The 12,184-nt window shown below is 71.2% G+C and carries 6 protein-coding genes; 2 read left to right on the forward strand and 4 right to left on the reverse strand.

What is annotated here, in order from left to right; translation table 11 throughout:
- Nucleotides 1-83: 83 nt before the first annotated feature.
- The 3 genes from ACIRG6_RS04955 to ACIRG6_RS04965 form a co-directional block, all read right to left on the reverse strand.
- Nucleotides 84-5,039: an NAD-glutamate dehydrogenase gene (locus ACIRG6_RS04955; protein WP_364675012.1), complete on the reverse strand. Its 4,956-nt coding sequence runs from the start codon at nt 5,037-5,039 to the stop codon at nt 84-86.
- A gap of 710 nt (nt 5,040-5,749) precedes the next feature.
- Nucleotides 5,750-6,424, reverse strand: a complete 675-nt coding sequence (locus tag ACIRG6_RS04960) for an HAD family hydrolase (protein WP_403320729.1) — start codon at nt 6,422-6,424, stop codon at nt 5,750-5,752.
- Between the two features lie 59 nt (nt 6,425-6,483).
- Nucleotides 6,484-6,999 (reverse strand): DUF6912 family protein, encoded by a 516-nt coding sequence (locus ACIRG6_RS04965; protein ID WP_350725864.1) that lies wholly within the window; start codon nt 6,997-6,999, stop codon nt 6,484-6,486.
- 323 nt (nt 7,000-7,322) lie between these two features.
- Here ACIRG6_RS04965 and ACIRG6_RS04970 point away from each other — a divergent pair, with 323 nt between their 5' ends.
- A complete protein-coding gene (locus tag ACIRG6_RS04970; RefSeq protein WP_364675020.1) occupies nt 7,323-8,219 on the forward strand; it encodes an Rv3235 family protein in 897 nt (298 codons plus the stop codon).
- Between the two features lie 100 nt (nt 8,220-8,319).
- Here the strand turns inward: ACIRG6_RS04970 and secA are convergent, their stop codons facing one another.
- A complete protein-coding gene (gene secA / locus ACIRG6_RS04975) occupies nt 8,320-11,166 on the reverse strand; it encodes a preprotein translocase subunit SecA (RefSeq protein WP_364675022.1) in 2,847 nt (948 codons plus the stop codon).
- A 277-nt stretch (nt 11,167-11,443) separates the two neighbouring features.
- Between secA and ACIRG6_RS04980 the strand changes: the two genes are divergently transcribed.
- Nucleotides 11,444-12,013: a GNAT family N-acetyltransferase gene (locus ACIRG6_RS04980; protein WP_364675024.1), complete on the forward strand. Its 570-nt coding sequence runs from the start codon at nt 11,444-11,446 to the stop codon at nt 12,011-12,013.
- The last annotated feature ends 171 nt before the right edge of the window (nt 12,014-12,184 follow it).

The following is a 12,184-nucleotide window of genomic DNA, read 5'->3' on the forward strand; positions in this document are numbered from 1 at the left end:
CTGTCCGACACGAAGGCGCCCCGGGTCCGAACGGACCCAGGGCGCCTTCACGGCATTACGCGGTCTCCCGCACGGCTACGCCGTCACGAGTGCGTCCGTAGCAGCGTCCGCATCGTCCGCATCGCCACCGACAGGTTGGAGAGGTCGAAGGCGTCCGAGCCCTTGATCTCCTCCAGCGTGGTGCGGGCCCGGCCGAGGATCGCCGCGTTCTTCTGCTCCCACAGCTTGAACCGCTGCTCGGGCGTCGACGTGCCGTTGCCCGCCGCCAGGACGTCCGCGGTGAGCGCCGCGTGCGCCGCGTACAGGTCCTCGCGGATCGCCGCGCGGGCCATGGACTGCCAGCGGTCGGCGCGGGGCAGGTCGCTGATCCGGTCCATCAGCTGGGTGATGCCCAGCCGGTCGGCGACGTCGTAGTACACCTCGGCGACGTCCAGCGGCTCCTTGCCCATGCGGTCGGCCACCGAGACGATGTCCAGCGTCGGGAAGGCCGAGGAGAACCCGGCCACCCGGGTGGCCGGCTCGTCCGGGACACCGGAGGCGGTCAGCTCGTCGTAGATGTGCTGGTACCACTCCGCGTCCGCGCCCCGCAGCAGCTTGGGCAGCTGCGCCCAGACCTGCCCGACGCGCTCGGCGAAGAAGTCCACCGTCTCGGCGAGCTCCAGCGGCTGCGGCCGGTTGTTGAGCAGCCAGCGGGTGCCGCGCTCGACCAGCCGGCGCGAGTGCAGCCGGATGCGGGTCTGGACGGCGGCCTCGACCTTGGTGTCCAGGGCCTCCACCGCGTCCCACACCGGGGAGGCGCGGAAGATCGCGCGGGCCGCGGTCTGCGCCCGCACGATCTCCTCCAGCGACGCGCCGGTCTCCTCGCGCATCCGGTGCAGATACGTCGTACCGCCCGTGTTGACCGTGTCGTTGACCAGGACCGTCGTCGTGATCTCACGGCGCAGCGGGTGGCTGTCGATCTGGTCGAGGAACTGCTCGCGCAGCGCCGTCGGGAAGTACGCGTGCAGCAGGCCCTTGAGGTACGGGTCGTCCGGCAGCGAGGTGTGCAGCAGCTCCTCGGCGACCGTGATCTTCGTGTACGCCAGCAGGACGGCGGTCTCCGGGCCGGTCAGGCCCTGCCCGGCGTTCAGGCGCTCACGGATCTGGCGGTCGGTGGGCAGGAACTCCAGGGCCCGGTCCAGGCTGCCCTCGCGCACCAGGTGGCGCATGAAGCGCTGCTGGGCGTTGAGCATGTCGTTGGACTGGGCGAGCGCGTTGGCGATGGCCGTGTTCTGCGCGTAGTTGTTGCGCAGGACCAGCGCGCCGACCTCGTCGGTCATCTCGGCGAGCAGCTTGTTGCGCTGCTTGACGGTCATGTCGCCGTCCTTGACGAGACCGTTCAGCAGGATCTTGATGTTCACCTCGTGGTCGGAGGTGTCCACGCCCGCGCTGTTGTCGATGGCGTCCGTGTTGATCTTGCCGCCCTTGCGGGCGAACTCGATCCGGCCCAGCTGGGTCAGGCCGAGGTTGCCGCCCTCGCCGACGACCTGGACCCGCAGGTCGCCGCCGTCGACGCGGATGGGGTCGTTGGCCTTGTCGCCGACGTCGCCGTTGGACTCGGTGGACGCCTTGACGTACGTACCGATGCCGCCGTTCCACAGCAGGTCCACCGGGGAGGTGAGGATCGCCTTCATCAGCTCGGCCGGGGTCATCTTGGTGATGCCGGCCTCGATGCCGAGGGCCTCGCGGATGTGCGCGTTGACCGGGATCGACTTGGCCGTGCGCGGGAAGATGCCGCCGCCGGCCGAGAGCAGCTCGGTGTTGTAGTCCTCCCACGACGAGCGCGGCAGGTCGAACAGGCGGCGCCGCTCGGCGTACGAGACGGCCGCGTCCGGCGTCGGGTCGATGAAGATGTGCCGGTGGTCGAAGGCGGCGACCAGGCGGATGTGCTCGCTGAGCAGCATGCCGTTGCCGAACACGTCACCGGACATGTCGCCGATGCCGACGACCGTGAAGTCCTGGCTCTGGGTGTCCACGCCCAGCTCCCGGAAGTGCCGCTTGACGGACTCCCAGGCGCCCCGGGCGGTGATGCCCATGCCCTTGTGGTCGTAGCCGGCCGAGCCGCCGGAGGCGAAGGCGTCGCCGAGCCAGAAGTTGTAGGACTCGGCGACCTCGTTGGCGATGTCCGAGAACTTCGCGGTGCCCTTGTCGGCGGCGACGACGAGGTAGGTGTCGTCCTCGTCGTGCCGGACGACGTCCGCCGGGTGCACGATCTCGCCGGCCACCATGTTGTCGGTGATGTCGAGCAGCGCCGAGATGAACGTCCGGTAGCTGGCGATGCCCTCGGCCAGCCAGGCGTCGCGGTCCGCGTTCGGGTCGGGCAGCTGCTTGGCGACGAAGCCGCCCTTGGCGCCGACCGGCACGATGACGGTGTTCTTCACCATCTGCGCCTTGACCAGGCCCAGGATCTCGGTGCGGAAGTCCTCCCGGCGGTCGGACCAGCGCAGACCGCCGCGCGCGACCTTGCCGAACCGCAGGTGCACGCCCTCGACGCGCGGCGAGTACACCCAGATCTCGAACGCCGGGCGCGGCGCGGGCAGGTCCGGGATGGCCTGCGGGTCGAACTTCATGGAGACGTAGTCGTGCGGCTCTCCGCCGCTCGTCTTCTGGAAGAAGTTCGTCCGCAGCGTCGCCTTGATGACGGTGAGGAAGGAACGCAGGATCCGGTCCTCGTCGAGCGACGCCACCTGGTCGAGGGCCGCGTCGAGCTCTTCGAGCAGGGCGTCCACGATCTCGAGCCCGGCGCGCTGCCGCTCCGGCGACATCCGCGCCTCGAACAGGGAGACGAGCAGGCGGGTGGTGTGGACGTTGTTGCGGAGGGTGTCCTCCATGTAGTCCTGGCTGAAGGTGGAGCCCGCCTGCCGCAGGTACTTGGCGTACGCGCGCAGCACCATGGCCTGCCGCCAGGTCAGCCCGGCGCTGAGCACGAGGGCGTTGAAGCCGTCGTTCTCCGCCTGGCCGGTCCAGGTGGCGGCGAAGGCGTTCTGGAACCGCTCGCGCGCGTCGTCGCCGAGGTACTCGCCGGCGGCGGCCTTCGGCATGCGCAGACCGAAGTCGTAGATCCAGGCCGTCGTGCGGTCCGCGCAGCGCAGCTCGTACGGGCGCTCGTCGGTGACCTCGACGCCGAGCCGGCTGAGCACCGGGAGCACCTGCGAGAGGGAGACCGAGCCGCCCTTCTGGAAGATCTTGAACCGGCGTTCCTCGGGCACGGCGCCCACCGGCTCGTACAGGCTCAGCGCGAACGTCCGGTCCTCGTCGAGCCGCTCCAGGTGACCGAGGTCGGCGACCGCGGAGCGCGGGCCGTGGTCGGCCTTGTAGCCCTCGGGGAAGGCCGCCCCGTAGCGGCGCATGAGCTCCGCGGAGCGCTCCTCGCCGAACTCGGCGGTCAGCGCCTCGGCGAAGCCGTCGGCCCAGGAGCGGGCGGCCTCGACGAGGCGGGCCTCGATGCGCTCCTTGTCGGCGTCGGACAGCTCCGGCAGCTCGGTGCCCTGCGGCACGCGGACCACGAAGTGCAGCCGGGACAGGATCGACTCGGTGTTCCAGGCCGTGAAGTCGACGCTGGTGCCGCCGAGCTCCTCCTTGAGGATGTCGATGATCCGCAGCCGGACACCGGTGGTGTAGCGGTCGCGGGGGAGGTAGACGAGGGCCGAGTAGTAGCGGCCGTACTCGTCCTGGCGCAGGTAGAGCCGCAGCCGGCGGCGCTCCTGGAGGTAGAGCACGGAGGTGACGATCGGCTCCAGCTCCTCGACCGGCATCTGGAACATCTCGTCGCGCGGGTACGTCTCCAGGATCTGGAGCAGGTCCCGGCCGTCGTGGCTGTTGGGTGAGAACCCGGCCCGGTCCAGCACCTCCTCCACCTTGCGCCGGATGACCGGGACGCGACGGACGGACTCGGTGTAGGCGGCGGACGAGAACAGGCCGAGGAAGCGCCGCTCACCGACGACGTTGCCCTGCTCGTCGAACTTCTTGACGCCGATGTAGTCCAGGTAGGACGGCCGGTGCACGGTGGCCCGGCTGTTGGCCTTGGTCAGCACGAGCAGCCGGTGCTCGCGGGCCTTGGCGCGGGCGTCGGCGGGCAGCCGCTCGAAGGACGGGCTGACGGGGTGGCTCTCGTCGGTCGCGTGGTGCGGGTCGGAGCGCAGGATGCCGAGGCCGGTGCCGGCCACGGCCGCGAGGGAGTCGTCGCCGCGCAGCTGATACTCGCGGTAGCCCAGGAAGGTGAAGTGGTCGTCCGCCAGCCAGCGCAGCAGCTCGCGGGCCTCCTCCACCTCCTGCCGGCTCAGGTCGCCGGGGGCGGGCTCGTCCGGCAGCCCCTCCGCGATGCGGACGGCCGCGTCGCGCATCTTGCCCCAGTCCTCGACGGTCTCGCGGACGTCGTTGAGGACGCGCAGCAGGTCGGCGGTGATCTGCTTCAGGTCGCCGCGGTCGGTCTCGCGGTCGATCTCGACGTGGATCCAGGACTCGACGTGCGCGTCGTGCGGGAGGCCGTCGGTGGGCGGGCCGGCGAGGACCTCGACGAGCTTGCCGGTGACGTCGCGACGGACCACGAACTGCGGGTGGACGACGACGTGGATGCCGCGGCCCTGGCGGGTCAGCTCGTTGGTCACGGAGTCGACGAGGAAGGGCATGTCGTCCGTGACCACCTCCACGACGGAGTGGCTGCACGTCCAGCCGTTCTCCTCCACCGTCGGGGTGTGGACCCGCACGTTCGCGGTGCCCTGCGGACGGTTCTCGGCCAGCCGGTAGTGCGAGACGGCGGCACCGAAGATGTCGACCGGGTCGCGGTCGGCCAGGTCCTCCGGGGCGGTGTGCCGGTAGTAGCGCCGAAGGAACGCGAACACGGACGCGTAGTCCGGGGTGCCCGGGGTCCCCGGGGGGGTGTCCGGAGTGCCCTCGTCCGTCGTCCCAGTCGGTAGGTGCCCCCCGACCGGGCTGTTCTCAGCTACCCGCGCGGCCCTCTCGAGCAGCTCGGCCTTGGCTTCGTCCAGCTTGGTCTGCATTGTCCTCTGGCTCCTGTCGCGCGCCGTTGCGTGACGTAGAAGGAAGTACGGTCTCCGGCCTTCCGGCGTGGCATCGAGACGCGGGGTGTCCGGTCTGTTCCGACGCTATGCCGCAAGGTGAGAGGAGCGGGGGCAAATCAGCCAATGTCGACGCGCCCGCCGGGTGTGATGTCGCTCTCGCGGTCACTGCCCGGGGAGTGCGCGGCGCCGAACCGGGGACCTTCGATGCCCCGTCCCGCCCGCGAAAACCAGCGACCGCCGCCCGGTCACGGATGTGGTCCGTGCTCGCCGGGCGCAGAGCAGGGGCGCCGGTGCCCCCGCGAGCTATCGCGCTGATCACGCCACAAGGCTATCGCCCCCGACAGGTCATCCGTCACGAGCCGCATGTGTACAAAACAGAGCCAAGAACTTGGACATTCTGCACAGTCATGACGTCCCCAACCGCTGGTACACCACCCCACAGCCGCAGCCGGCCACCGCCGGACCACACCGGTCGCAGCTGCGGGCAGTCGTGCCTCCCCGGTGCCTGAACGGCCTGGCACGGGTGCGCGGTGGGGGTCCCCCCGCTCATGGGGGTCCCCCCGCGCGAGCGCAGCCAAGAGCGGGGGAGGCACCCGCCGGCGCCGGGCCACGCGACCCACCCCCGGCCAGCGCCCACGCCGGACGCCCCTCACTCGAGGGCACCCCGCCCCCGGCCCCCGCCCAAAGACCTACGCCGCCGCCACCAACCGCTCCGCCTCCGCCACGGCCTCCCCCAACGTGTCCACCACCGGCACCCCCGCCCCCACCAGACTGGCCCGACTGTGCGACCCCCCGGTGTACAGCACCGCCCACGCCCCCGCATGCCGCGCGGCCACCGCATCATCCGCGGCATCCCCGATCACCACCGTACGAGCGGGCTCCACCACCGAGCCCAGCGCCGCGAGATGCCGCACCATGTGCTCGGCCTTGCTGCCCCCGGAGGGCCCCGTCCGCCCGTCGACGCGCAGGAAGTGCGCCTCGATCCCGAGCCCCCTCACCAACGGAACGAGCTCCTCGTGCCCGTACATGCTGAGGATCGACTGGCTGCGCCCCGCCGACCGCCACCTGGCGAGCAGCTCGGTCACGCCCTCGGTGAGCCCGCACCGCACCCGGTGCTCGGTGTAGTACCGGTGGAAGGTCGCGTCCATGACCTCCCACTCGGCGTCCGTGGGCAGCCGCCCCATCAGCCGTTCGTAGAACTTCGGCACCGGCACGCAGTACAGCGCCCGGTACTGCTCGAGCGTGATCGGCGTCAGCCCGAACTCGGCGAACGCCGCGTTCGTCGCCCCGATGATGGCGTCGTTGTCGTGGAACAGCGTGCCGTTCCAGTCCCAGACGATGTGCGCCCCTGTCCGCGTTTCCATGCCAGAAAACGTACCCGCCGCCACCGACAGTCAAGACGGCCGGCGAAGGCCGCCGCCCGTCAGTCGCCGGCCCCGACCAGGTTCGGGATCTCCTGCGTCGCGTACCAGAGCAGCTCGTGGTCCTCGGCCCCGTCCACGACGAACCCGGCCTCGTCGTCCCCGCCGTCCGCCGCCGCCAGGGCACCGGCCGCGGCGGCCACGTCCCTCTCCGCGTCGGCCGAGTCGACGTGCACGGCGGCCGTCTTGGCCAGCGGTACGGCCCGCTCGACCCGCACCTCGCCCAGCGCCGCCGGATCGGCCCCCCGGTCCGGCCCGGCCGCCACCGCGCCGTCGGGTACGTCGGCCGCGACGACGACCCGGCGTCGCGCGGCCCCGGCGTCCGCCGCCAGCAGCCGCAGCGAAGCCAGCGCGGCCCGGCTCAGGGCGGCGTACTCCAGCTCCTCGATGTCGTCCGAGCGGACCCATTCGCGCACCGCCGGCGTGACGGCGTACGCGACGAGCGGCCCGGCCCCCAGTTGCCCCGTCCTGTGCGCCTCGGCGAGACCGGAGAGGGTCAGGGGGACATAGACGCGCATGACGGCCGCTTTCGTGGTCGGGAGTCCGGAGAGCACAGGAACCGGGCGGAGATCCACCGGAGGGCCTTCAGGATACGTGCGGCGTCCCCTTTCGGGCGCCCGCCCAGGGCACCGGACGCGTCCACTCCCGTCCCCGGAACTCACCCGGTGCGCCCGCTCCGTCCCGGCCGTTCCCATGCCCCCGGCCACTCGGATAGGTGAACCTCCCGGCCACCCCGACCCGGCCCTCCGCCTCCTTGCCGCCGTCGCCCGCCACCCCGTACAAGATCCCCGACCATGAAGTTACCGCCCGGTATCACCCGGGCCACCGAACGGGGAGTCCCATGCAGCCCACACCGACCGTGCCGCCCCTGCGCAAGGTCATGACCAGGACCCGCCCGACCTCCCAGGTACCCGCCGCCCCCGCGGGTGGCGCACCCGTCCGCGTCCCCGGCGCCGCCGAGGGCGCCTCGCTCGCCCTGGTGGACCCCGCACCCGGCGCGAGCACCGGCGCGCCCTCCGGCGCTCCCCGTGGCGCCACGCCCCGCGCACCGGGCGGCGTACCGCCCCGCTGGCCCGGCGGAAGCGGCGTCCGGACCGCGGCGCCGGGCGGACGTCCCCCTGGCTCTCCGGGCCGGTCCGCGCGCGCCCGTACGAGGCCCACCGACAACCGCCCGGCGACCGCCGGTCCGGGCGGCACGGCCAGGGCGAGCGCACGCGCGGCGGCCACCGCCGCCGTCCCGGACCGCGTCTCGGCCGCCGCCCGCCGGATCGCCGCGCCCGCCGGGACCCCGCCCACGGCCGTCCGGACGGTCCCTGCCGCTCCTGGCGGCCCCACGGGGGCGCCCGCCCCTGCCGCCCGGGCCGTCCCCGCCCGGACGCCTCGCCGGCCGGTCCCGCAGCTCCGTCCCACGGACCACTTCGCGGAGCTCCTCCTCGACGTGCTCAGCGGCCGGCGTCCCGTGCACGCGATGCTCCGGCACACCGTGGGCCGCGCCTACGACGAACTGGCCCGGCTCGCCGAACGCGGCCCGCTGCGCACCCGCGGCACCCTCCCCGTCGTGCGCGACATCGGTTACTACGAGGCCCGTCCGGGCGCGCTGGAGGTCTTCGCCCGCATCGGCGCGGGCGACCAGCTGCGTGCCATGGCCTTCCGCCTGGAACAGGGCCGGGACCTGCGCTGGCGCTGCACCGCGGTGGAACTGGGCGGCCCCCGCGGGCCGCAGACGGACGACGACTGACCGCGGGGCACGGCCACCACACCGGACAGGCCGAAGGGCCGGGCTCCCCCAGGGGTGCCCGGCCCTTCCCACCGCTACGGCGCCCCGAGGCGCCGCTGCGTCACTTCTTGCGGCGCCGCCCGCCCTTGGCCTGCTTGCGGCGCTCCGCGCGCGTGAGACCGTCGGCCGAGGACCGCGCGGGCTCCTCGTCGGTGGTGAACTCGCCCTGGATGACACCGCCCTCGCCGTCCACGGTCGGAGCGGAGAAGTGGAGGTCCCGGCGCTGCGGCGCGTCGAGCCCCTTGGCGCGGATCTCCGGGCGCGCACCGGCCTGGGCCGGGACGGCGTCCTGCGGGGCCTTCTCCAGCGAGGGGGCGGCGTCCTCGACGGGAACCTCCTCGACCTGCTGCTCGACCTGGACCTCCAGGTTGAACAGGTAGCCGACGGACTCCTCCTTGATGCCCTCCATCATGGCCTGGAACATGTCGAAGCCCTCGCGCTGGTACTCGACCAGCGGGTCCTTCTGCGCCATCGCGCGCAGGCCGATGCCCTCCTGGAGGTAGTCCATCTCGTAGAGGTGCTCGCGCCACTTGCGGTCCAGGACCGAGAGCACGACCCGGCGCTCCAGCTCACGCATGATCTCGGAGCCGAGCTGCGTCTCCCGCGCCTCGTACTGCTCCTGGATGTCGTCCTTGATGGACTCCGCGATGTACTCGGCGGTCAGTCCGGCCCGGTCGCCGGCCGCCTCCTCCAGCTCCTCGACGGTGACCTTCACCGGGTAGAGCTGCTTGAAGGCGCCCCACAGACGGTCGAGGTCCCAGTCCTCGGGGAAGCCCTCGGCGGTCTCGGCCTGCACATAGGCGTCGATCGTGTCGTTCATGAAGTGCTGGATCTGCTCCTGCAGGTCCTCGCCCTCCAGGACGCGGCGCCGCTCGCCGTAGATGACCTCGCGCTGCCGGTTGAGCACCTCGTCGTACTTCAGGACGTTCTTGCGGGTCTCGAAGTTCTGGGTCTCGACCTGCGACTGGGCGGAGGCGATCGCGCGGGTGACCATCTTGTTCTCGATCGGCACGTCGTCCGGGACGTTCGCCATCGACATGACGCGCTCGACCATCTGGGCCTTGAACAGGCGCATCAGATCGTCGCCCAGGGAGAGGTAGAACCGGGACTCGCCCGGGTCGCCCTGACGGCCGCTACGACCGCGCAGCTGGTTGTCGATGCGCCGCGACTCGTGCCGCTCGGTGCCCAGCACGTAGAGGCCGCCGAGCTTCTCGACCTCTTCCTTCTCGGCCTTGACCGCCTGCTCGGCCCGCTCCAGGGCGGCGGGCAGGGCCGCGGCCCACTCCTCGATGTGCTCCTCGGGGTCGAGGCCCCGCTGACGCAGCTCCGCCTCGGCGAGGTCCTCGGGGTTGCCGCCGAGCTTGATGTCCGTGCCGCGGCCGGCCATGTTGGTCGCCACCGTCACGGAGCCCTTGCGGCCCGCCTGCGCGACGATCGACGCCTCACGCTCGTGCTGCTTGGCGTTGAGCACCTCGTGCTGGATGCCGCGCTTGCTGAGCTGCTGCGAGAGGTACTCGGACTTCTCGACCGAGGTGGTGCCGACGAGGATCGGCTGGCCCTTCTCGTGCTTCTCGGCGATGTCGTCGACGACCGCCTCGAACTTGGCGACCTCGGTGCGGTAGATCAGGTCGGACTGGTCCTTGCGGACCATCGGCCGGTTGGTCGGGATGGGCACCACGCCGAGCTTGTAGATCTGGTGGAACTCGGCGGCCTCCGTCATCGCCGTACCGGTCATGCCGGACAGGCCGGGGAGTTCCTTGCCGTGGTGATCGTGGCGCTTGTAGAGGCGGAAGAAGTTCTGGAGGGTGATCGTGGCGAGCGTCTGGTTCTCGTCCTTGATGTCCACCCCTTCCTTCGCCTCGATCGCCTGGTGCATGCCCTCGTTGTAGCGGCGGCCGGCGAGGATACGTCCGGTGTGCTCGTCGACGATCATGACCTCGCCGTCGAGGACGACGTAGTCCTTGTCCTTCTTGAAGAGTTCCTTGGCCTTGATGGCGTTGTTCAGGTAACCCACGAGCGGGGTGTTCACCGACTCGTAGAGGTTGTCGATGCCCAGCCAGTCCTCGACCTTGCTGACGCCGGACTCGTGGATGGCGACCGTGCGCTTCTTCTCGTCGACCTCGTAGTCGCCGGTCTCCTCGATGCCCTTGAGCGGGTTGCCCGCCTCGCCCTTCTTCAGGCGCGTGACCAGCTTGGCGAAGTCGCCGTACCACTTGGTGGCCTGGTCGGCCGGGCCGGAGATGATCAGCGGCGTACGGGCCTCGTCGACGAGGATGGAGTCGACCTCGTCGACGATGGCGAAGTTGTGGCCGCGCTGGACGAGTTCGTCCTTGGACCACGCCATGTTGTCGCGCAGGTAGTCGAAGCCGAACTCGTTGTTCGTGCCGTAGGTGATGTCGCAGGCGTACATCTCGCGGCGCTGGGCCGGCGTCTGGTTGGCGAGGATGCAGCCGACCTCGAGCCCGAGGAACTTGTGGACGCGGCCCATCATCTCGGAGTCGCGCTCGGCCAGGTAGTCGTTGACCGTGACGATGTGGACGCCCTCACCGGACAGGGCGTTCAGATAGGCGGGCAGCGTGCCGACCAGGGTCTTGCCCTCACCGGTCTTCATCTCCGCCACGTACCCCAGGTGCAGGGCGGCGCCGCCCATGATCTGCACGTCGTAGTGGCGCTGGCCGAGGACGCGCTTCGCGGCCTCGCGGACGGTGGCGAAGGCTTCCGGCAGCAGGTCGTCCAGAGTCTCGCCGTCGGCGTAGCGCTGCTTGTACTCATCGGTGAGGGCCCGCAGCTCGGCGTCGGAGAGGTCGACGAAGTCCTCTTCGATGGAGTTGACCTGGTCCGCGATGCGGTGCAGCTTGCGCAGGATCTTGCCTTCGCCTGCACGCATGATCTTCGAGAGGACGGACACGGGGGTTGGTCTCCTTGCCGGTCGGGCCTGGGACGGTCGGTTTCCTTTGACTGACTGAGCAACGGCCATCGTATGCGAGGACCCCGCCGCCCCGGGAGGCCTGCCGTGGCGGGGACCGCGCGCTCCTTCATCCTGCTTCCGGTCGCTGTCACATGGTTCAACGTGCGAGGCCTGCGGATGGTGCCGCACCCGCCGTCCAAATGCACGAAAAGTGACCGCTCGTTCACGCACGGCAAAAGGATGGCGTGTGTCGCGGGTCGCCCCGCAGAATCGGCCGATGGAACCCCAGACGCTCACCACCGACCGCCTCGTCCTGCGCACGGTCGGCCCCCAGGACACCGAGGCCGTGTACGCCGCCTGCCAGGATCCCGACATCCAGCGCTGGACGACGATCCCCTCGCCCTACCTCCTGGAACACGCGCGGGGCTTCACGGAGGGGCTGGTCCCCGACGGCTGGGCGAACGACTCGATGTTCACCTTCGGCCTCTTCCTGCCCTCCGGTGACCTGGTGGGGATGCTCGGCGTCACGATGATCGCCCCGGGCGCCGGCGAGATCGGTTTCTGGGGCATCAAGGAACATCGCGGGCGCGGCTACGTCACCGAGGCCGCCTCCGCCGTCGCCCGCTGGGCCTTCGGCCACCGGGCGATCGACCGCTTGGAGTGGCGCGCCGAGGTCGGCAACACGGCCTCCCGCGCCGTGGCCCAGCGTGTCGGCTTCATCATGGAGGGCACGCTGCGCTCCGCGATCAACAACAACGGCACCCGCCGCGACTGCTGGATAGCCTCCCTCCTCCCCTCGGACCTCTCCCTCCCCTCGACATCCCCCTACCTCCCGTCCCACCCCTGACCACCACGCCACCCAGCCGCAGCAGCGCACCACCCCGCCGCAGCCGCGCCACGCCGCCATGGCCGCGGGCAGTCGCGCCTCCCCCAGGGGCGGCACGGGTGAGCGGTGGGGGTCCCCCCGCGCGAGCGCAGCCGAGCGTGGGGGAGAAGCCGAGAGGGGGGAGGCACCCCG

Source organism: Streptomyces flaveolus (genome assembly GCF_044765825.1).
In the GTDB taxonomy this organism is placed as follows: Bacteria; Actinomycetota; Actinomycetes; order Streptomycetales; family Streptomycetaceae; genus Streptomyces; species Streptomyces flaveolus.

What these genes read in the sequence shown, in the direction of transcription:
- ACIRG6_RS04955 (WP_364675012.1), bottom strand. Translation starts at nt 5,039, where the DNA reads ATGCAGACCAAGCTGGACGAAGCCAAGGCCGAGCTGCTCGAGAGGGCC.
- ACIRG6_RS04960 (WP_403320729.1), bottom strand. Translation starts at nt 6,424, where the DNA reads ATGGAAACGCGGACAGGGGCGCACATCGTCTGGGACTGGAACGGCACG.
- ACIRG6_RS04965 (WP_350725864.1), bottom strand. Translation starts at nt 6,999, where the DNA reads ATGCGCGTCTATGTCCCCCTGACCCTCTCCGGTCTCGCCGAGGCGCAC.
- ACIRG6_RS04970 (WP_364675020.1), top strand. Translation starts at nt 7,323, where the DNA reads ATGCAGCCCACACCGACCGTGCCGCCCCTGCGCAAGGTCATGACCAGG.
- ACIRG6_RS04980 (WP_364675024.1), top strand. Translation starts at nt 11,444, where the DNA reads ATGGAACCCCAGACGCTCACCACCGACCGCCTCGTCCTGCGCACGGTC.